Source organism: Bradyrhizobium sp. AUGA SZCCT0283 (assembly GCF_018130385.1).
GTDB lineage: Bacteria > Pseudomonadota > Alphaproteobacteria > Rhizobiales > Xanthobacteraceae > Bradyrhizobium.
Map to the genome: position 1 here is coordinate 17,216 of NZ_JAFCLU010000013.1, position 18,195 is coordinate 35,410.

Sequence of the window (18,195 nt, forward strand, 5' to 3'; positions counted from 1 at the left end):
GGGAATCGGGACTTGAGCGTCTTCATTTTCCGCCGCTTTCTGACGCTGATCGCGACGCTCGTCGGCGCGTCGCTGATCATCTTTCTTGTTCTGGATGCCTTGCCTGGCAATGCTGCGCAGATGCTGATGGGCGCGGATGCCTCGCCCGATGCAGTCCGGGCGCTGATGGTCAAGCTCGGGTTGGATCAACCGCTGCACTATCGCTACGTCCATTGGATCAAGGGGCTGCTGACGGGCGATCTCGGCAACAGCTATGCCTATGGCACGCCCGTTGCAGGATTGATCGCGGAGCGCCTCACGCTGACAATTCCGTTGGCGATCATGTCCATGTCCATGACGGCGGTGCTGGCCCTGGCTGCCGGCATCTATACGGCGGCAAATCACAACAAGCTCGGAGATGTGGGCGTGATGTCGCTGACGCAGTTCGGCATAGCGCTTCCCAACTTCTGGTTCGCGATCCTGCTGATCCTACTGTTTTCGGTGAAGCTGCAATGGCTTTCGGCCGGCGGATTTGCGGGCTGGGACGAAAGCATCATTGCCGGATTCAAGTCGCTGCTGTTGCCCGCGATCTCGCTATCGGTGGTGCAGGCGGCGATCCTCGCGCGCGTGACGCGCTCGGCGGTGCTCGAGGTGCTGCGCGAGGATTTCGTTCGCACCGCGCGCGCCAAGGGCTTGAGCAAGCGCGACGTATTGTGGCGGCATGTGCTGCGCAATGCGATGATCCCTGTCATGACCGTGATGGGCCTGCAATTCGCCAATCTGCTGGCGGGCACGATCGTGATCGAGAACGTGTTCTATCTGCCGGGTCTCGGCCGGCTGATCTTCCAGTCGATCGCCAATCGTGACCTGATCGTGGTGCGCAACTGCGTGATGCTGCTGGCGGCCATCGTCGTCATCGTCAACTTCGTGGTCGATGTGCTCTATGCCTTCATCGATCCGCGCATCAAGGTACACAACCTATGAGCCCCCCGCTGAGCGCTTTGGCCGAGGCTGGGACCGCGCGTCCGCAGGCCGCGAGCGGCTTCTGGCGCCGCGCGCTGCGCCATCGCAGCTTTGTCGCGGGCGGCACGCTCAGCCTGATGGTGCTCTGTGCCGCCTTGCTGTCGCTGGTCTGGACGCCGTGGTCAGCCTATGAGATCGACGTGGCCGCCAAGCTGCGGCCACCGTCGGCCGCGCACTGGCTCGGCACCGACGTGCTCGGCCGCGATATCGTCTCGTTGCTGCTGGTAGGTGCTCGCTCCACCATCATGGTCGGCGTCATAGCCGTCGGGATCGGCCTTACTTTCGGGGTGTGTCTCGGGCTGATCGCCGCCGCGCGCAAGGGCTGGACCGAAGAGCTCATCATGCGGATGAGCGACTTCACCTTCGCGTTTCCCGCGGTGCTCTCGGCGATCATGCTGGCGGCCGTCGCCGGCCCGGGCATGGTGACTTCGATCATCGCAATCGGCATCTTCCAAATTCCAACCCTCGTTCGTCTAACCCGTGGATCGGCCAATGCGATCTGGGCGCGGGAGTTCGTGCTGGCCGCGCGCGCCTCCGGCAAGGGTGGCTTCCGCATCACCATCGAGCACGTGCTGCCGAACGTCCTGCCGATCCTGATCGTGCAGGGGACGATCCAGTTCGCACTCGCGATCCTGGCCGAAGCGGCGTTGTCCTATCTCGGGCTCGGCACGCAGCCGCCGCAACCGTCCTGGGGCCGCATGCTGAACGACGCACAGACGCTGCTGTTCCAGTCGCCGATGCTCGCGGTTTATCCGGGCGCTGCGATCGCAGTCGCCGTGCTTGGCCTCAATCTGCTCGGAGACGGGTTGCGCGATCTGCTCGATCCCCGGCTGGCGCGGGAGCGTTGAACATGAGCGTATCAGCTAACGCGCCCTTGATCGAAGTCAGGGATCTCGGTGTCCGGCTCAATACCAGCCGCGGTCCGGCGCAGGCCGTTCGCGGCGTCAGTTTTTCGCTGAGGCGCGGTGAGACCCTGGGTCTCGTCGGCGAATCCGGCTGCGGCAAATCCGTCACCGCGCTCGCCCTGATGGGACTGCTGCCCGACAGTGCCGTCATCAGCGGCAGCATCCGCCTCGACGGCAGCGAGTTGGTGGGCCTGTCGGATCCGGATTACTGCAAGCTGCGCGGCAATCGCATCAGCATGATCTTCCAGGAGCCGATGACCGCGCTCAATCCGATGCACACGATCGGCCGTCAGGTGGCCGAGCCGTTGCGGCGCCACACCAATTGCTCGGCGGGCGAGGCACGCAAGGAAGCCATCGCCTTGCTCGATCGCGTCGGGCTTCCCGATGCGGCGAAGCGCGTCGATGCCTATCCGCACCAATTCTCCGGGGGCCAGCGCCAGCGCGTTACCATCGCCATGGCGCTGGCCTGCCAGCCCGACGTGCTGATCGCCGATGAGCCGACCACGGCGCTCGACGTCACCATCCAGGGACAGATCCTCGATCTGATCGCAGACCTCGTTGCCGAGCGCGGCATGTCGATGATTCTGATCTCGCACGATCTCGGCGTCATCGCCGAAAATGTACAGCGCATGATGGTGATGTATGGCGGCACCGTCGTCGAAAGCGGCGCGACGGATGCCGTGTTCAAGCGCATGGGACATCCCTATACGCAGGGTCTGTTTCGCGCTCGCCCGCGCCTTGGTGCGCGGAAGGGTACAAGGCTGAAGACCATCGCCGGCACCGTGCCCGAGCTTGCCGATCTGCCCTCGGGGTGCACCTTCGCCGGCCGCTGCGCGATCGTCGAGGACCGCTGCCGCGTGGCGCTACCGGCCGTGGTGGACGTCAGCGCCGGCCATGGCGTGCGCTGCGTCAGGACGGATGTTTCAATGGCTGAGGCGGTCGGAGTTTTGGGCGCATGATCATGCTTGAGCAGACACCGCCACCCGCCGAGCAGCCGCTGCTCGATGTCAAGGATCTGATGCAGCGCTACACAATGCCGCGCGAAAGCATGTTCAAGCCGGCCGGGCAGGTGCATGCGCTCAACGGCGTCACCGCGCAGGTGATGGCAGGCCGAAGCCTCGGCGTGGTCGGCGAGTCCGGATCGGGCAAGTCGACCTTCGCGCGGCTGGTGATGGCGCTGGAACAGCCGTCGTCAGGCTCGGTGTCGCTGATGGGCCGTGACCTGCACCGGATGCCGGCTGACGAGTTGCGCCGCGCCCGGCGTGATTTTCAGATGGTGTTTCAGGACCCCTATGGCTCGCTGGACCCGCGACAGACCGTTGCGCGCATCGTCGCGGAGCCTTTGACCGCGCTCGGACGCATGGACCGCGCCACGCTACGCCAGCGCGTTGCCGGCGTGCTGCGGCAGGTCGGACTGCGCGACGCCGACATGGACAAGTTTCCGCATGAATTCTCCGGCGGCCAGCGCCAGCGCATCGCGATCGCGCGGGCGCTGATCACCCAGCCAAAGCTGATTGTCGCCGACGAGCCGGTCAGCGCGCTCGACGTCTCCGTGCAGGCGCAGGTGCTCAATCTCCTGCAGGACCTGCAGGATCAGTTCGGGTTGAGCTACATCCTGATCAGCCACGATCTCGCGGTGGTGGATTATCTCTGCGACGAGATCGCGGTGATGTATCTCGGCCGGATCGTCGAGCAGGGGAGCCCTGAGAATCTGTTCGCGCATTGCGCCCACCCCTACACGCGGGCGTTGCTCGAGGCCGTGCCGCGCGCCCGCGCCGGCGGGGTACGCCGCCGCCGCGGCGCCCAGTCGATCGCGTCCCAGTCGATCGGCGCGACAGGATGCGCCTACGCATCGCGCTGTCCACTGGCCGACCAGCATTGCCGCGACACCGCGCCCGCGCTACGCAACGTTGGCCCAGCGCACCTTGCCGCCTGCCACCACGCCGAGGCCGTGATGGCGCTGCCGCCGGTGTCGGCGGAGGAGAGTTAGCCTTTTGTGCGGGACTGGCTTAGTTTGGTCACGCGATATGTCAGGGGAGCAAGCGAATGTTTAGGAAACTAGCTGTTTTTGCACTTATCGCCGCGTTCGCCGCCGCGCCGCTGCCGAGCCTGGCGCAGGGCAAGAAGGACGGCGTCGTCATGGGTATGACGCTGGAGCCGCCGGGGCTCGATCCCACCAACGCAGCCGCTGCGGCGATTGCCGAGGTCACGCTCTATAACCTCTATGAGACACTGACCAAAATCAACGAGGACGGTTCGGTATCGCCGTTGCTCGCCGAGAGTTGGCAGGCGTCGGCCGACCTGAAGACCTATACGTTCAAGCTCCGCAAAGGCGTCAAATTCCACAATGGCGAGCCGTTCGATTCCGTGGCGGTAAAGTTCTCCTTTGATCGCAACGCGGCGCCGACCAGCACCAACAAGGACAAGAGCCTGTACCAGGCGTTTGAGTCCGTCACCGCGCCCGATGCGGAGACGATCGTCATCGCTGTGAAATATTCCGAACCGAACCTGCCGTTCCTGCTCGGTCAGGCGGGCGGCTCGATCGTCGAGCCGAAGAGCGCGCCGACCAATGCGACGCAGCCGGTCGGCACCGGACCCTATACGCTCGGCGCCTGGGCCAAGGGATCGTCGATCACCCTGAACAAATGGCCCGACTATCGCAACGCCGCGGCGATCAAGCTTTCCAAGGTGACCATCCGCTTCATCGGCGATCCCGCAGCCCAGGTTGCGGCGCTGTTGTCGGGTGACGTCGACGTGTTTCCGCGCGCCGCAGTGGCGCGCAGCGTTGCGCAGTTCAAGGCCGATCCGCGTTTCAATGTGCTGATCGGCGGCTCCAGGGCCAAGACCATCGTCGGCATCAACGAACGGAAGAAGCCGCTCGATGATGTGCGGGTTCGCCGTGCCATTCTCGCCGCCATCGATCGCAAGGCGATGATCGACGGCGCCGTCGACGGCTTCGGCACGCCGATTGGCAGCTTCTATACGCCGGGATCGCTGGGCTATGTCGACACCACCGGCATCAATCCCTACGACCCTGAAAAGGCCAAGAAGCTGCTCGCGGAAGCTGGCGTGAAGACGCCGCTTGAGCTCAGCCTCAAGCTGCCGCCGCCGCCTTACGCGCGGCAGGGCGGCGAAGTCCTCGCAGCCCAGCTCGCCAAGGTCGGCATCATCGCCAAGATCGAGAACGTCGAATGGGCGCAGTGGCTGTCGCAGGTGTTCGCCGGTAACGGCCCGCACAATTTCGATCTCACCATCGTCTCGCATGTCGAGCCGTTCGATCTCGTGAAGATAACCGAGTCCGACTACTATCTCGGCTATAACAACGAAGCCTTCAACGCGCTCTACAAGCAGATCACGGCAACGCCGGCCGAGGCCGAGCGCGCCAAACTGCTCGGTGACGCGCAGCGCATGCTTGCGACCGACGCGGTCGCCGGCTTCCTGTTCCAGCCGCAATGGATCACCATTGCGAGCAAGAAGCTGAAGGGCGTGTGGAAGGAAGTCCCGCAATTCGAGAACGACTTCTCCGCCTGGTCCTGGGATTAACCGCCTGGGATTAGCCGCGGCGGGCACGGACGAGCCCGTCGGTGCTTGGCCTCCATCGCACGGCTGATGCCGTGCGGCTGAACCGTGGCACTGCATGAGTTCAGCTGGTCGGTGTCGTCGTGTCGCGGACAGAGCGACGGCGCTGGATCGCAGTGCGCAGCCGCGCCGTTGCACCGTCGTCGCTGATCATCCCGACGGAACATGCGGGCAGGTGCTGGATCGCGGCTTGCTCCCGCGCTTGTCGATCGGCACATTGCAATTGTCGATCCGTTGCTCGTCCATCCACTTCCTGCCCATGCGTTCTTTTCCAGTCAGTGACGGCCCGTTGGCGGGCACAGCGGTCTCGGCCCCTGGTGCGGTTTGGTCAAGCTGCCTGTCCTGCGCAAATGCACCCGACGCCAGGCACACCATGAAGATAAAACTGATCAACCCTCGGTGAATCGGTTCCATCGGCTGTCCTCACAAAAGCTCGGACGTCAGATTAAACATGCCGAGATTTACGTAGCCACCCGGAACCTGCAGGCAACGGATCGGTTGCCTCTCATCACGTTGTGCATGCTTCACGAGAACAGGAGAGGCAGATGAAAATGAAACAGCTCATGATTGCTGGTTGCTCCATCCTGGTTTTGAGCACCGGCGCAGCGTTGGCTGGTCCCTGTGACACAGGCCGCTCCGCCAACCTGAAGGACGCAGGCTCCGGGCCGGCCAAAATGGGCGAAAGCCAGACAACAGGTATGGCCGGCAACACCGGTCAACATCCGCCGACCGACACGATGAATCAAAAGACCGGAGACGTTGCCGCGTCTTCGCAGGATACGCAGCGCCAGATGCAAGGTGAGCCGACGGCTGCACAGCAGGCCGAAGGCGCCAAGGCTGACAGCAAGACCACTGACAAGGATTGCTGAGGCGTGAAGCTGAGGCGGTTTCGGATTGTCGGCGCTTCGGCCGGCTCGACGTGACTCATGCGTCGATCCGTCGCTTTCATTCGCTCGCCTTGTCCAAGAGCGAAGTGGCTTTGCCCAAGAGGGAAGTTTCTGGCGTCAGATGCGTCGGTATGCCGTCAACATCGGATGTTCCGTGCTTGCGCTACGTTCGAGGTCAACCTAGTTTTGATGCTGGCACGAACCTCGTGCCAGCACTGCTTGGGAGAAACCCTGATGAGTTGGAAAACTCCGAAGATTGTGGAAGTGCCGGTGGGCATGGAAATCAACATGTACGCCTGCGCGGCGCGTCAATAGACGCGTCGAAACGGTCTGCCCGGCTCCGGCAACAGTCTGTTGCCGCGGGTCGGGCAAGCTGTACGATCCCCCGGGAAGTTCTTCAGCCTCCAGCAAGAGCAGAACGCGGATCCTGCCAAAAAAGTGGACAGGAATCCCTGTAGACGGCCGCCGGAAGGCGATCCGGTCTCTCTCCCGCCTGTATCCACATGTTCCCATGGCTCGCCCACGGTCCCCGCATCATGCTAGGGTGTGTCGTCGGCTGACGCCGACGGACTTGCCCGTTCAACCCCGTGACCCGCTGAATGCGAATGCCTCCGCGTGCAAAGACTTTCCAGGCGGCGGTCGTGTCTCTTGCAGCGCTGCTGCCGGCCTGCGTCCACGCCGAGGGCATCGATACCGAGCATCTGTTCGGCTTCATGATCGGCACCGACGTCGGCAATGTCGGCGAACGGGAGTTTCAAAGCGAGACGACAGGACGCTTCGGCAAGAACGGCGGCCGTTATCGGGCCGTCGGCCAGGAGTTCGAACTGGAGTTCGTGCCGGCCCGGAATTTTCGCATTGAGATCGGAAGCACGTTTGCGTCGCATCTGATCAGTGGCGTGCCGGGCCTTGACGATCAGCGCCGGCTATCGTGGCAGGGCGGGTCGCTTGATCTCCGCTACCGGTTTCTCGATCGGGAAACGGCGCTATTCGGGCTTACTTTTGCGGCGGAAGCGCACGCGCATCGGGTCGACGAGACGACGGCGGAAACGGTCCGCAGTTTCGGGACGGAATTCCGGCTGGCGTTCGACCGGGAGCTCGTGCCGAACCGTGTCGTCGCGGCGTTCAACCTGATCTACGAACCGGAGTGGACGCGCGTTATCAGCACTGGCGTGATGGAGCGGGAATCCACCGCAGGAGCGGCGCTTGCGGTCATGGCGCAGGTGCGTCCAGGTTTCCTCTTGGGTGGTGAAGCGCGTTACCTGCGGAAATACGAAGGGACCGGTTTGGAGGAACTGGCAGGGCAGGCGTTGTTTGTCGGCCCAACGGCATATTTCCAATTGTCGAAACGCTCGCGGCTGACCGCAAGCTGGAGCGTTCAGGCGTGGGGGCGTCCGGCGGGGTCATTTGCCAGCCTTGATCACGTCAATTTCGAGCGCCATCAGGCCCGGCTGGTGTTCGGCGTTAATTTCTAGGGCTGGCGGCGACTTGGAGCCGGCCGCGTCTGCGCGGCCCGGTTCCCGACTTTCACGGGGTAGTGAAACTTTGACCCACCCGCTACCGTAGCTTTTTTGCGTTATCAATTCGGGAGCAATTCAAGGGGTGTCTGCCATGACTGCGATAGATTTGATCGTGACCGTCTGTGCGGTGCTCTCGCCGACCACCTGCGAGGAAACCCATCTGGTCTTTTCTTCAGATGTTTCATTGCGGCAGTGCGTCATGGCTGCGCAGCCCTACATCGCGCAGTGGGTTGGCGAGCATCCGAAATGGACCGCGGTCAAATGGCGTTGCGAATATCCACGTAACAACCAAAAGGCATTCCAGGATGCCGTGTGGTCCGCAGGCTGAATAATCGTTGGCGAGAAGGCTGTCGCGGCTACTTGTTGCAGTCCTTCAAATCCTTGTCCGCGATCGAAAACACGGCGTCGGCCTTGATCTCGATGCCGCGCGCAAAGCAATGTTTCGAGCCGCGATAGCCGACCCTGGCATCATAGCGTCCCGGCTCCACCCCCGTGATGCGCAGGCGTTCGTCGTGGTCGACTTCCTTGTCCTTGTCGTTCAGGGTCTGGTTGGGGCCCCAGTCGTTCTTTCCGGCCGGGGAAAGCTGAAACTCCGAAATGGTCGCGGTGGTCAGATTCCACAATCGGATGCCTTTTCCCTGCGCGGCCACTTCATCGGCGCTCGCTGACAACAGGGCCACCAAAGCCAGGGGCCATCGCATCGGGCAATCCTTTCATCGCGGCGCGTTTAGAGCCGTCACTGCTTGATCAGGCGGTCTCGATTTTTTGCCTTATCGAAATTTCTTGCCCGGTCGAGGCCGATGGGGGCAATCAACTTGGCTGAATCGAGATCGGCGCCATCGAAATCGGTATCGATGACGGTGATACTGGTCAAGTCGGCTCCCCCGAGCTGGGCTCCCTTGAGAGAAGCACCCGTGAGGTCACAGCCCTTCAGCGTGGCAAACTCAAGATCGACGCGGGACAGGTCGGCGCCGCGCGCGTTCAGCCGTTCCAGATTGGCGGACTTCAGAATTGCGCGCATCAGGCCCATCGATTGGTTGCGCATGTCGGCGCCCAAATTTGCTCCTGCGATCGAAGCTCCGACAAGACTCGCGCCGGTGAGATCGGCAGCGATGCGTGCTTCCGAGAGATCGGCACCGTCGAGGCGGGCGCGAACCATCTGCGCGGCGAACAGGTTTGCGCCCTTCAGGCTTGCGTCGGTGAGGTCCGCCTCGAGTAGCCATGCCTGGTCGAGGATGGCACGGTCGAGTCTGGCGCCGGCGAGCTTTGTCCTGTTGAGCCGTGCCGCGCGGAAAATTGCGCTGGACAAATTGAGCCCGGAGAGGTCGAGGCCGGATAATTTCTTCCCCGTGAAATCGGCGGGCGCGGCGATGGTCGCCGCGGCGAGCGCTGCCTCGACCTCTCCGCGGGTCATTTCGGCCGAGACCATATCGGGTGACGACAGGTCCACATGACGCATCATGTCCTGCGCCATTGCCGTCATGGTCACAAGAGCAAGACCGAGGGCTGCGGTTCCGATCGAGCGTTTCATCGTCAACCTCTCCGATGATGTATCCTAGCACCGGCCTCAAGCGCTGCCTATGCGCTATCCCGCTTGGGGAGATCGCCATTGATCCGCCGCATGACGTCCAGTTTGATGGCGGCGATCTCGGCGTCTCCGCGCTCGCCGCGCGGTGTGCGGATAGGCAGTTCGGCGAGAACCCGAGCCGGGCGCGGCGACAGCAGGAACAGGCGGTCGCCGAGGCGAACCGCGTCGTCCACGTCATGGGTAACCAGCAGCGTTATCATGGAGCGGTTGTCCATCAACATGGCAATCTGATCGCGCATACGGGCGGCGAGGGCGGCATCGAGCGAGGCCAGCGGTTCGTCGAGAATGAGGAAATCAGGCTCGACGGCGAACGCACGGGCGAGCGCAACGCGCCGCGCCAGACCTAGCGATAGTTCGCCGGGAAAGTGGTTGCGATGCGCTTTCAATTCCAGAATCTCGAACAGCGCTGAAAGCTTCGCTTCATCGGCCAAGGGCGCAACAAGTCGCACATTTTCTTCGACCGACCGCCAGGGCAACAGCCGCGGTTCCTGGAAGACGAAGCCGATCCGCGCGCCGGGGGGGCGCGAGACGCGCCCTTGAAAGTCGGGGTCGAGGCCGGTGAGAATCCTGAGCATCGTACTCTTGCCGCAGCCGGATGGACCGACGAAGACGCCTACTTCTCCGGCATCAAGCGCAAAGGAGACGCCGGCGATCACGTCGTGCTGTTCGCCCGCCGCGTTCTTGAACGTCTTGCTGGCGATATCGACCTCAAGCCGCACGGGGACGCCACCGGGATAGCCGGGCCTCAAATGGCTGCACCAACAAGGTTTCAATAAGGAGCACGACCGCTGCGAAGCTCAGCGAATAGGCAAGCAATAGCGGAATGTCGAACAGCTGGAACGCCACGCCGATCTCGAAACCAACACCGTTCGGACGTCCGAGTAATTCCGCAACAAGGACGATCTTCCAGACCAGGGAAAGTCCTGATCGCGAGGCGGCTGCGATATAGGGCGACAGTTGCGGTAAAATGACGTGCCGGAACTTCTTCCAGCGTGGCAACGCAAATACCGTCGCCATTTCGTCAAGCGCCGCGTCGAGGGCACGCGCCCCTTCGCGCAGCGTAACGACGGCGGTCGGGAGCTTGTTGATGGCGATTGCCGCAATAGCGGCGACTTCAGTCAATCCAGCCCAGATGTAGGCGAGCACGATGACCACGAGCGCCGGCAGGTTGAGCAGCAGGATCAGCCAGGGGTCGCCCAGCCGATCGGCAAGCCGTGCCCGGCCCATCAGGTATCCGATGGCGGCGCCCAGTGTCATCGCCAGCGTGAAGGCGAGCGCAACGCGCGCCAATGTCACGCCGAGATGGAAGAATAAGTCACCTGACCTCGCTTCCGAAACCATGGCCGTGAAGACGGTGGGGGGAGGTGGCAGCTTCGCGTCGCCGGCAAACAGCGAGGCGATCCACCAGGTTGCAAGCAGCACGGCGAATGACAGCAGGCGCGGCACCTCAGCCTCCCGGGATCGCGTGATAGAATGTTCCGGGATCGAGTTCAGGCGCCGGCCCGACAAGTTCGCGGCCGCCGATGTCAGCCAGCACGCGGTAGAGAATGCGCGCGTCGGCTTCCTCGTCCGCCACCGGGCGACGCGGAATTCCCTCCCGATAGCGGTCGCGATAGGCGCGCAACGTTGCGGCGTCGGCAGCGCCGGTGAGTGGCGCAATTTTCTCCCACTCCGCATCCGAAGTCGACAGGATCTCTTTCGCCGCGCGGGTCATGGCGATGAAGCGGGCAATTTTGTCCTGGTTTGCGTTCGCCCATTTTTCGTCGAAGACGTAGCCGATCATCGCGGTGCGGCCCTTGGCGCCGAGTTTCGGCAGCAGGTCCTCGATGCCGGCGATGCGGCGAAAACCCTTCGCTTCCAGTGCGGCGCAGAAATTCCAGTAGTTCAAGGTCGCATCCATTTCCCCGCTGAGCGTCTTCGCAGCCAGCAGCGGTGGCGCACCGTACGCAATTGTCGCGTCCGACTTCAGGTCGATGCCGCCCTGCTTCAACCACGCCAGCAGCAATAGCCAGCTCTTGTCGATCGGACCCCCCGCGACGGCGAGCTTGCGGCCCTTGAGTTCGGCCAAGCTCTGGATCGGCGATGAGGCAGGTACCATCACGGCGCCGAGCGCGCTCGAATAAGGATAGAAGGTCAGCTTGGCGCCAAGCCCGCGTTCGCGTGACACCCAAAGCCAGTCGGTGACTACAATGTCGGCATTCCCGGCCCGAAGCGCGATCTTGCCCGCCTCGGGGCTCGCCAGCTCGAGAACGTCAACCGAAAGGTTGGCCTGCTTGTCGAGGCCGTGCGCACGGATGACTGCGAGTTCCCAGGCGAATGTTCCGGTCTTCTGCACCGCAACGCGTAAAGCCTCGGCGCTGCAGCACGTGCCGAGCAAGACCGAGACAATCGTGGCGAGCAGCATGCGAACAATAAAATTCATGGTCCCTTGAGCCGTTTCTTCGAACGTCCGCTTTTCTGTGGGACAGTCATAGCATAGCTTCCACAATTACCAGCGGGAGGAAACGATGACGCTTGTCGGATCGGTACGACCTATTGTCGCCGCGTTGATGGCGCTGATGACGATGGCAGTGGCCACGCACGCCCAGGACTTCAACGATTATCCGACGTCGGCGCGCGTCGAATACGCGTTTGGCTGCCTGAAAGCAAATGGCGAGACGCGGCAGGCGATCGAGCAATGCTCCTGTTCGATCGATGTTATCGCTTCGCTCGTGCCTTTTGAGCGCTATGTCACGGCCGAAACCGTGCTCAGCATGTCGCAGGTCCGGGGAAATCTGGGCGGGCAGTTCCGCACATCAGAGCAGGCGGCAAGCGCGCTCAACGAACTCAGGCGGGCCCAGGCCGAAGCGGAAGTGCGTTGCTTCTGAGGTGCTGCACGCGGCCTGCGTCAAATCCCGGAATCGTCGATCTTCCATTCGCGCTGGAAGACGTGTCCCTCGGTATCCTTGGCCTCGGCGCGGAAAGTTTTCGCGCCATTCGAGACGTAGGTGAACCTGATATTGGGATCTTCCGAAATTGAAATGCCGCCTTCCATCGTCAACACCAGGCTGTCGTCCTGCCAAAGCCGCAGTTCGTTGACGAAGAATGCCGGGACATAGAGTTGCGTGACCTGGTCCATCTGCAGGCCGGAATTGTTGGGATGTCCGATCATGATCTGGGCCTCGCGCGCGCCGCTGGCGGAGCCTTCACCGGCTCTTCCGAACTGCCGGTAGCGCATCTGGCCTAATCTGCCCTTGGCTTCGTCGGCGTTCTTGGCGGCGGGCGCCGAGCAGCCGCCGGACGCCTTCACATAGGTCTTGGTCATGTAAAGTTTGCCGTCGCTGAGTTCGGCCACCGCATGAACATCGGTGTAATTGTTGACGCGGACGCGGGTGGAGATCTCAGACACTTTGGCGTCCGGCCCGAGCTGGAATTTGGCCGCCATCGGCGCGGGGTTCTGGTCGATGACCAGCGTAATGCTCAGCACCTGCCTGCTGTCGCCGGGCGACAGCTTCGTTCGCAAGGTCACCGGCACGATGGCGGCGTCCTCGGCGCGGGACGGCATTTCGACGGCGATCACGTCGCTGCCATCGTTCATCGGACGGTTGTTGAAGATGTCCTGAACCAGGCCGGGCCAGGGGTCGTTCGCCTCTGCCGCACGCGCCGGCGGCGCGCCGAACAGGAACAAGCCAGCGACGACGGACAGGCGGAAAAGAGATCCGGGCATGCACCACCTTTATGCGGATGGAAGCAACGAAAGCAATATAGGGCAATGCGCGTGCTATTCCCATTCAATTTCCGAAAATGCTGCGGTTGCGTTGCGGGTGTTGAAGTCATCGAACAACTCCCATCGGGATCGCTCGGAGCCCGCTGCGGTGCCCGCCGCCGTGATCGGCTTGCCGCTTGTGACGAGCCCGCGTACGTCTGACGCCAGCGTCTGGAGATAGCGGCGCTCGTCGGCGAGGGCGGCCGGCCATCCGCTCACCGGACCGTGACCGGGGACCACGCGTTGCGCGGGCAGGGCGCCGAGTTCGCCCAGTACGCCCAGCCAGCCGCGGATGCTGCCGTCCAGCACGGGTGTGTGGGCCAGAAACACCAGATCGCCCGCAAACAGGGTTCCGGTTTTTTCATCGAGTACCGTGAGATCGCAATCGCTATGCGCGGCGGGCCACGCCCGCAACACAAGGGTTCGTGCGCCGAGATCCAGGTTGAGGCTGCCGCTGACCAGCAGCGTTGGCGGCACGATGCGTATTTCGTCGATCAACTGATCGCCCATGGTCCGGCGAAATGCATCGAGATAGAACTGTCCGCGCGCGGCCAGCGCGCGTGGCAGGTTCGCATGGCCGACAAAGGTCGTTCCGTTCTGCACGAAAGCGCCGTTGCCGAAAACGTGATCGGGGTGGCCGTGTGTATTGATGACGTACCGGATTGGCTTGCCGGTCCGGGCACGAATAGCCGCCATCAATTGTCGCCCCTCGCGGAGGCTGCCACCCGTATCGATCACCGCGACCGCGTCCTCGCCGACGATGAAACCGACATTGGCAATCGCGCCGCCGTTCTCACGCGTCATCTGCGCGGTTTGGCCGTTGTGCACGAACACGCCATCCACAATGGAATTGACGGGCAACTCCTGTTGCTGTGCGCGCGAGGCTGTTGCTGTAGCGAGCATCGCGAGCGCGGCCATGATCAATGCGGCACGAGCCATATTTCGGCCTCCGTCTCATCACGAAGCGCTATCGGAAATTCCATGTGTCATCGCGGTTCGGTTTGCGCCGCAGCACGGGCGACGACTCCGCTATGGGGATTATTCCTGTTGCAGGCTCCAAATGACAAGCTTAGCATTTTGCTGGTCTGCGGCTTCAACGGAACTTGGTTCGTCGGGGTTGCCGATATTTTTCCGAAGTTGGCAACCATGGTGGGCCGGAAGTGCAGCAGCTTTTGATGACATATGCCGGGCAGAAGCGCTGGCTGGCGATCGTAGTATTGGCGGTCCTCGCCATACTCGTCGGGCGCGATTGCGCGCGCGCGCAGATCAACGAAACGGGCGATCTCTCGATCGAACTCGTCGATCCCAACGTGCTGCGCGTCTGCGCTGATCCGCACAATCTGCCGTTTTCCAACGAGAAGGGTGAGGGGTTCGAGAACAGGCTCGCAGAACTGTTCGCCGAGAAGCTGAACAAGAAGCTGGACTACATGTATTTTCCGCAGGCAACCGGTTTCGTCCGGATGACCCTTGGCGCCCACCGTTGCGATGTCATCATGGGCTTCCCGCAAGGCGACGACCTGGTTCAGGGGACCAATCCCTATTACCGCACCGCCTATGCGCTGGTCGCCAAGCCGGGCAGCGGCCTCGAAGACGTGGCGACGCTGGAAGACGAACGCCTGAAAGGCAAGCATATCGGCATCGTGGCCGGCACGCCGCCTGCCACGAACATGGCGGTCAACGGCCTGATGGCGAACGCCAAACCATATCAGTTGATGGTCGATACCCGCCTGGACTCGTCCGCGGAGGCCATGATCGCCGACCTGATGTCGGGCCAGATCGACGCCGGCATTCTGTGGGGACCGATGGCGGGCTTCTATGCGAAGAAGGCGAACCCGCCGCTGCATGTCACGCCTCTCGTGAAGGAAAAGACCGGCCCGCGATTGGCGTTCCGCATCGGCATGGGGGTGCGCGGGGCTGACCAGAACTGGAAGCGGCAGCTCAACCGCCTGATCCAGGAGAACCAGCCCGGCATCAACAAGATACTGCTGGACTTCGGCGTGCCCTTGCTCGACGAGAACGACCGGCCGCTCGGCGCGGCGACGGCAACGAAAGCGCCATGAGGGAAACGCTCGCAGGCCTGATCCTTGCGGCATTCACCTTCATTGTCTCGACATCAGCGCAGGAAAGGCCTCCCGAGCCCGACGGGTACCGCATGGAAGACTACCGTGCGCCGGTCCCTACGACCCTTGCCGGCGTGCGTGTTCTGACGACCGCGGAGGCGGCATCGACCTGGCGAGCCAAAGCGGGCGTGTTCATCGACGTGCTGCCCCGCGCGCCAAAACCGCAAAACCTTCCCGAAGGCACGGTCTGGCGTGACATGCCGCGGCTCAACATTCCCGGCAGCGTGTGGCTGCCGGACACCGGCTACGGAAGGCTGGCGGCCGCGACGGAAGATTACCTGCGGCGAGGGCTCGTCCGCGCGACGGCGGGCAACACCACCGCGCTGGTGGTGGTTTACTGTCTGGCCGATTGCTGGATGTCCTGGAACGCGGCAAAGCGAATCCTGGCCTACGGCTATTCCAATGTGGCGTGGTACCCCGAAGGAACGGATGGCTGGGAACGGGCTGGCCTGGCTCTGACGGAGTCGCAACCGGAACCACGGGCAGGTGAGGCGGCGCCGTCGCCGCGTTAGATCGGGACACAAAATCGCGAAAACAACCCCATGCAAAGTAGAATGGGCCCGGGGCTCGCAGCACTCAGGCCGCTTGCGTCCGGGGCACGAGAGAGTCCGTCGTCACAGCCCGACCTAATCTCATCCTGCTGGCGATTATTCGATTTCCTGCTGAATCGTCCGGCCGAGGGCGAACAGACGCTGGTCGATCGCCGTCGGCACCTCGCAGACGAATTTGACAATGCGCTGCCGGTCCTCGAAGATGCGTGTCTGCCAAACAAGCTGATTTCCGAGGTCGTCGATCTTGGCTTGATCGCGCTGGGACTCACCCTGCAGCGCCTGCAGGGAAAGCGTGTCAGCGCGTATTTTGTCCGCCGCCTCGCGCTGCTTGCGGGTGACGCGCTCCAGCCCGTTCAGGACCTGGGAGCGTTGGGCGTTGAGGGAATCGAACAGGCCGGCAAACAGCAGTTTTCCGCTTCCGGTCTTGTCGGCTGCACCGTTCAGATATTCGGTGATTGCCTTTTGCGCTTCCTCGAGCGGGGTCCGCCGCGCCGCCAGCTTGGCTACCAGCGCGCTGACCTTGGCATCGTCCTTCCACTTGCCGGAGACATCGTCGAGCGGCGGGCCTGCCCAAACCGCGGCAAGCGATATCTCGGGCACCTTGGCCTGGGCGCACGGCCAGTCCGGATAGCGCGGATCGGCGGCATGGGCGAACCTGATCGTCGCCGTAACGGCAAGCCATACTGCGATCGCGGTTCGATATTTCATGTCTCGCCTCCGGCCGGTCCGCGGCGGATCAGGCCGCGCGATGGATCGTAGGCGTAAATCGCGCCGACCATGAAGGCGATCGTGCAGCCGCCGACGACCGCGAGCGACGTCCAGTTCACTTGTCCATACAGCGCAAAACGTATCAGCTCCACGGCGTGGGTGAACGGATTGAACAGGCAGACATAGTAGAGCATCGGGCTGCTCTCCAGGATGCGCCACAGCGGATAGAGCGCTGAGGAAGCAAAAAACATCGGAAAGATGACAAAGTTCATCACGCCGGCGAAATTCTCAAGCTGCTTGATGCCGGAGGAGATCAGCATCCCCAATGCGCCGAGCATCAGGCCCGACAGGACCAGCGCCGGCAGCACCGTGAGATAGCCGGCCGGCGGCGGTGCGATATCCCAGAACCAGGCAATCAGCAGGAAGGCATACACCTGAAGCAGCGAGACGGCGGTTCCCGCCAGAAGCTTGCAGGACAAGAGAAACCATCGCGGCAGCGGACTCACCAGCAACGTCCGCATGTTGCCCATCTCGCGGTCATAGACCATGGAGAGTGAGGACTGCATACCGTTGAAGAGCTGGATCATCGCCATCAGGCCGGGTGCAATGTAGACCTCGTACAGGATGTAGGTTTCGTAGGGCGGGATGATGGAGAGGCCGAGCACCTGACGGAAGCCGGCGGCAAAGATGAACAGCCACACCAGAGGCCGCACCAGTGCGGAGATGAAGCGTTCGCGTTGATGCAGGAAGCGAAGCGCCTCGCGCCAGACAATGCCGTTCAGGCAGGTGAGATATTCGCCAAGCGAGAAGCCGCTCCGGATTGGCCTGATGGTTGCTGATGTCATGACGTTGGGCTCCCGCTCTGTGCGGTGGAGCCGGTCAGCCGCATGAACGCCGTATTGATATCGCCGCCGCCGGTATCGGCGATAACCCGCGCTACTTTGTCCTGGGCCAGAACCCGGCCCTGATGCAGGACAACCAGATCATCGTTCGAACCGATCTCGTCGAACAGATGCGTCGCCCATAACACGCTTATTCCCTGTTCGGTAACGAGCTGGCGGACATGATTGAGGATATCGGCGCGCGCCTTGACGTCGAGGCCGACGGTTGCCTCGTCGAGCAGCAGCAGGCGCGGACGATGCAGCAGCGCGCGGGCGATTTCCAATCGCCGCATCTGGCCGCCGGAGAGGTCACGCACCTTGCTGCCGGCGCGGTCGGCAAGGCCAATGCGCGCCAGCACCTCGCGGCTGCGTTCGCGGCCATCGCGCCTGGCAATGCCGTGCAGCGCGGCATGATAGAGCAGGTTCTGCGTCACCGAGAGGTCGAGATCGAGCGTGCGGGGCTGAAACACCACCCCGAGCAACCGCAATGCTTCGCCGGGCGCATGCGCGACGTCGTGGCCGAAAATGCCGATATGTCCGCGCTGGATTCCGAACAGCCGTGTGATGAGCGAGAACAGGGTGCTCTTGCCGGCGCCGTTCAGGCCAAGCAATGCCGTAAAGCTTGCCGGAGCGACGGTGAAGCCGACGTCGATCAGCGCCTGACGAGCGCCATAGGAATGGCTGACGCCGTCGATCGACAATGCCGGCATCT

At 62.8% G+C, this 18,195-nt stretch carries 23 protein-coding genes; 12 read left to right on the forward strand and 11 right to left on the reverse strand.

Annotation, left to right across the window (positions count from 1 at the left end):
- Positions 1-12 precede the first annotated feature (12 nt).
- Genes JQ624_RS19000 through JQ624_RS19020 form a run of 5 tightly spaced genes read left to right on the forward strand, consistent with a single transcriptional unit; the run spans position 13 to position 5,450 of the window.
- The gene (locus JQ624_RS19000; RefSeq protein WP_212420434.1) at positions 13-963 is read left to right on the forward strand and encodes an ABC transporter permease; all 951 of its coding nucleotides are present in this window, start codon (positions 13-15) and stop codon (positions 961-963) included.
- A complete protein-coding gene (locus tag JQ624_RS19005) occupies positions 960-1,850 on the forward strand; it encodes an ABC transporter permease (protein WP_212420435.1) in 891 nt (296 codons plus the stop codon). Before JQ624_RS19000 ends, JQ624_RS19005 begins: the two co-directional genes overlap by 4 nt.
- 2 nt (positions 1,851-1,852) lie before the next feature.
- On the forward strand, positions 1,853-2,866 hold the full coding sequence (locus JQ624_RS19010; RefSeq protein ID WP_212420436.1) for an ABC transporter ATP-binding protein: 1,014 nt from the start codon (positions 1,853-1,855) through the stop codon (positions 2,864-2,866).
- Positions 2,867-2,868: 2 nt separating this feature from the next.
- Complete coding sequence (locus tag JQ624_RS19015) at positions 2,869-3,897, forward strand: ABC transporter ATP-binding protein (RefSeq protein ID WP_212420589.1); 1,029 nt, start codon at positions 2,869-2,871, stop codon at positions 3,895-3,897.
- 56 nt (positions 3,898-3,953) lie between these two features.
- A complete protein-coding gene (locus JQ624_RS19020) occupies positions 3,954-5,450 on the forward strand; it encodes an ABC transporter substrate-binding protein (protein WP_212420437.1) in 1,497 nt (498 codons plus the stop codon).
- A gap of 186 nt (positions 5,451-5,636) precedes the next feature.
- Here JQ624_RS19020 and JQ624_RS19025 read toward each other — a convergent pair whose 3' ends face one another.
- Entirely contained in the window at positions 5,637-5,900 is a 264-nt protein-coding gene (locus JQ624_RS19025) for a hypothetical protein (RefSeq protein WP_249129913.1), read from the reverse strand.
- Positions 5,901-6,031: 131 nt separating this feature from the next.
- Here JQ624_RS19025 and JQ624_RS19030 point away from each other — a divergent pair, with 131 nt between their 5' ends.
- From JQ624_RS19030 to JQ624_RS19045, 4 genes are all read left to right on the forward strand, one after another.
- Complete coding sequence (locus JQ624_RS19030) at positions 6,032-6,355, forward strand: hypothetical protein (RefSeq protein ID WP_212420438.1); 324 nt, start codon at positions 6,032-6,034, stop codon at positions 6,353-6,355.
- A gap of 252 nt (positions 6,356-6,607) precedes the next feature.
- The gene (pqqA, locus tag JQ624_RS19035) at positions 6,608-6,688 is read left to right on the forward strand and encodes a pyrroloquinoline quinone precursor peptide PqqA (RefSeq protein ID WP_108512900.1); all 81 of its coding nucleotides are present in this window, start codon (positions 6,608-6,610) and stop codon (positions 6,686-6,688) included.
- Positions 6,689-6,972: 284 nt separating this feature from the next.
- The gene (locus tag JQ624_RS19040; protein WP_249129914.1) at positions 6,973-7,845 is read left to right on the forward strand and encodes a hypothetical protein; all 873 of its coding nucleotides are present in this window, start codon (positions 6,973-6,975) and stop codon (positions 7,843-7,845) included.
- A gap of 136 nt (positions 7,846-7,981) precedes the next feature.
- Positions 7,982-8,218, forward strand: coding sequence for a hypothetical protein (locus JQ624_RS19045; RefSeq protein WP_212420591.1), 237 nt, complete (start codon positions 7,982-7,984; stop codon positions 8,216-8,218).
- 28 nt (positions 8,219-8,246) lie between these two features.
- Here the strand turns inward: JQ624_RS19045 and JQ624_RS19050 are convergent, their stop codons facing one another.
- From JQ624_RS19050 to JQ624_RS19070, 5 genes are read right to left on the reverse strand one after another with little or no spacing between them, the layout of a single operon-like run.
- On the reverse strand, positions 8,247-8,591 hold the full coding sequence (locus JQ624_RS19050) for a hypothetical protein (protein ID WP_212420440.1): 345 nt from the start codon (positions 8,589-8,591) through the stop codon (positions 8,247-8,249).
- Positions 8,592-8,626: 35 nt separating this feature from the next.
- Positions 8,627-9,421, reverse strand: coding sequence for a pentapeptide repeat-containing protein (locus JQ624_RS19055; protein WP_212420441.1), 795 nt, complete (start codon positions 9,419-9,421; stop codon positions 8,627-8,629).
- A 47-nt stretch (positions 9,422-9,468) separates the two neighbouring features.
- Positions 9,469-10,197, reverse strand: coding sequence for an ABC transporter ATP-binding protein (locus JQ624_RS19060; protein ID WP_212420442.1), 729 nt, complete (start codon positions 10,195-10,197; stop codon positions 9,469-9,471).
- Positions 10,187-10,924 (reverse strand): ABC transporter permease subunit, encoded by a 738-nt coding sequence (locus JQ624_RS19065; protein WP_212420443.1) that lies wholly within the window; start codon positions 10,922-10,924, stop codon positions 10,187-10,189. Before JQ624_RS19065 ends, JQ624_RS19060 begins: the two co-directional genes overlap by 11 nt.
- Before the next feature lies 1 nt (position 10,925).
- Complete coding sequence (locus JQ624_RS19070; RefSeq protein WP_212420444.1) at positions 10,926-11,900, reverse strand: ABC transporter substrate-binding protein; 975 nt, start codon at positions 11,898-11,900, stop codon at positions 10,926-10,928.
- A gap of 85 nt (positions 11,901-11,985) precedes the next feature.
- On the opposite strand from JQ624_RS19070, the gene JQ624_RS19075 reads away from it, so the two are divergent.
- The gene (locus tag JQ624_RS19075) at positions 11,986-12,345 is read left to right on the forward strand and encodes a hypothetical protein (RefSeq protein ID WP_212420445.1); all 360 of its coding nucleotides are present in this window, start codon (positions 11,986-11,988) and stop codon (positions 12,343-12,345) included.
- 20 nt (positions 12,346-12,365) lie between these two features.
- Here JQ624_RS19075 and JQ624_RS19080 read toward each other — a convergent pair whose 3' ends face one another.
- Both JQ624_RS19080 and JQ624_RS19085 read right to left on the reverse strand, forming a co-directional pair.
- On the reverse strand, positions 12,366-13,184 hold the full coding sequence (locus JQ624_RS19080; protein WP_212420446.1) for a quinoprotein dehydrogenase-associated SoxYZ-like carrier: 819 nt from the start codon (positions 13,182-13,184) through the stop codon (positions 12,366-12,368).
- A 54-nt stretch (positions 13,185-13,238) separates the two neighbouring features.
- Positions 13,239-14,162 carry a quinoprotein relay system zinc metallohydrolase 2 gene (locus tag JQ624_RS19085; protein ID WP_212420447.1) on the reverse strand — a complete coding sequence of 308 codons (924 nt, stop codon included), beginning with the start codon at positions 14,160-14,162 and terminating at the stop codon, positions 13,239-13,241.
- Positions 14,163-14,398: 236 nt separating this feature from the next.
- Here JQ624_RS19085 and JQ624_RS19090 point away from each other — a divergent pair, with 236 nt between their 5' ends.
- Positions 14,399-15,283: a substrate-binding domain-containing protein gene (locus JQ624_RS19090; RefSeq protein ID WP_212420448.1), complete on the forward strand. Its 885-nt coding sequence runs from the start codon at positions 14,399-14,401 to the stop codon at positions 15,281-15,283.
- Complete coding sequence (locus JQ624_RS19095) at positions 15,280-15,855, forward strand: PQQ-dependent catabolism-associated CXXCW motif protein (RefSeq protein ID WP_212420449.1); 576 nt, start codon at positions 15,280-15,282, stop codon at positions 15,853-15,855. Before JQ624_RS19090 ends, JQ624_RS19095 begins: the two co-directional genes overlap by 4 nt.
- A 135-nt stretch (positions 15,856-15,990) precedes the next feature.
- Here JQ624_RS19095 and JQ624_RS19100 read toward each other — a convergent pair whose 3' ends face one another.
- The 3 genes from JQ624_RS19100 to JQ624_RS19110 are packed head-to-tail and all read right to left on the reverse strand — an operon-like array spanning position 15,991 to position 18,193.
- Positions 15,991-16,602, reverse strand: a complete 612-nt coding sequence (locus tag JQ624_RS19100; RefSeq protein WP_212420450.1) for a hypothetical protein — start codon at positions 16,600-16,602, stop codon at positions 15,991-15,993.
- Positions 16,599-17,447 carry an ABC transporter permease gene (locus tag JQ624_RS19105; RefSeq protein ID WP_212420451.1) on the reverse strand — a complete coding sequence of 283 codons (849 nt, stop codon included), beginning with the start codon at positions 17,445-17,447 and terminating at the stop codon, positions 16,599-16,601. The genes JQ624_RS19100 and JQ624_RS19105 overlap by 4 nt, the downstream gene beginning before the upstream one ends.
- The gene (locus JQ624_RS19110) at positions 17,444-18,193 is read right to left on the reverse strand and encodes an ABC transporter ATP-binding protein (RefSeq protein ID WP_212420592.1); all 750 of its coding nucleotides are present in this window, start codon (positions 18,191-18,193) and stop codon (positions 17,444-17,446) included. The genes JQ624_RS19105 and JQ624_RS19110 overlap by 4 nt, the downstream gene beginning before the upstream one ends.
- Positions 18,194-18,195: the final 2 nt, after the last annotated feature.

What these genes read in the sequence shown, in the direction of transcription:
- JQ624_RS19005 (WP_212420435.1), top strand. Translation starts at nt 960, where the DNA reads ATGAGCCCCCCGCTGAGCGCTTTGGCCGAGGCTGGGACCGCGCGTCCG.
- JQ624_RS19010 (WP_212420436.1), top strand. Translation starts at nt 1,853, where the DNA reads ATGAGCGTATCAGCTAACGCGCCCTTGATCGAAGTCAGGGATCTCGGT.
- JQ624_RS19015 (WP_212420589.1), top strand. Translation starts at nt 2,869, where the DNA reads ATGCTTGAGCAGACACCGCCACCCGCCGAGCAGCCGCTGCTCGATGTC.
- JQ624_RS19020 (WP_212420437.1), top strand. Translation starts at nt 3,954, where the DNA reads ATGTTTAGGAAACTAGCTGTTTTTGCACTTATCGCCGCGTTCGCCGCC.
- JQ624_RS19025 (WP_249129913.1), bottom strand. Translation starts at nt 5,900, where the DNA reads ATGGAACCGATTCACCGAGGGTTGATCAGTTTTATCTTCATGGTGTGC.
- JQ624_RS19030 (WP_212420438.1), top strand. Translation starts at nt 6,032, where the DNA reads ATGAAAATGAAACAGCTCATGATTGCTGGTTGCTCCATCCTGGTTTTG.
- pqqA (WP_108512900.1), top strand. Translation starts at nt 6,608, where the DNA reads ATGAGTTGGAAAACTCCGAAGATTGTGGAAGTGCCGGTGGGCATGGAA.
- JQ624_RS19040 (WP_249129914.1), top strand. Translation starts at nt 6,973, where the DNA reads ATGCGAATGCCTCCGCGTGCAAAGACTTTCCAGGCGGCGGTCGTGTCT.
- JQ624_RS19045 (WP_212420591.1), top strand. Translation starts at nt 7,982, where the DNA reads ATGACTGCGATAGATTTGATCGTGACCGTCTGTGCGGTGCTCTCGCCG.
- JQ624_RS19050 (WP_212420440.1), bottom strand. Translation starts at nt 8,591, where the DNA reads ATGCGATGGCCCCTGGCTTTGGTGGCCCTGTTGTCAGCGAGCGCCGAT.
- JQ624_RS19055 (WP_212420441.1), bottom strand. Translation starts at nt 9,421, where the DNA reads ATGAAACGCTCGATCGGAACCGCAGCCCTCGGTCTTGCTCTTGTGACC.
- JQ624_RS19070 (WP_212420444.1), bottom strand. Translation starts at nt 11,900, where the DNA reads ATGAATTTTATTGTTCGCATGCTGCTCGCCACGATTGTCTCGGTCTTG.
- JQ624_RS19075 (WP_212420445.1), top strand. Translation starts at nt 11,986, where the DNA reads ATGACGCTTGTCGGATCGGTACGACCTATTGTCGCCGCGTTGATGGCG.
- JQ624_RS19080 (WP_212420446.1), bottom strand. Translation starts at nt 13,184, where the DNA reads ATGCCCGGATCTCTTTTCCGCCTGTCCGTCGTCGCTGGCTTGTTCCTG.
- JQ624_RS19085 (WP_212420447.1), bottom strand. Translation starts at nt 14,162, where the DNA reads ATGGCTCGTGCCGCATTGATCATGGCCGCGCTCGCGATGCTCGCTACA.
- JQ624_RS19090 (WP_212420448.1), top strand. Translation starts at nt 14,399, where the DNA reads ATGACATATGCCGGGCAGAAGCGCTGGCTGGCGATCGTAGTATTGGCG.
- JQ624_RS19095 (WP_212420449.1), top strand. Translation starts at nt 15,280, where the DNA reads ATGAGGGAAACGCTCGCAGGCCTGATCCTTGCGGCATTCACCTTCATT.
- JQ624_RS19100 (WP_212420450.1), bottom strand. Translation starts at nt 16,602, where the DNA reads ATGAAATATCGAACCGCGATCGCAGTATGGCTTGCCGTTACGGCGACG.
- JQ624_RS19105 (WP_212420451.1), bottom strand. Translation starts at nt 17,447, where the DNA reads ATGACATCAGCAACCATCAGGCCAATCCGGAGCGGCTTCTCGCTTGGC.
- JQ624_RS19110 (WP_212420592.1), bottom strand. Translation starts at nt 18,193, where the DNA reads ATGCCGGCATTGTCGATCGACGGCGTCAGCCATTCCTATGGCGCTCGT.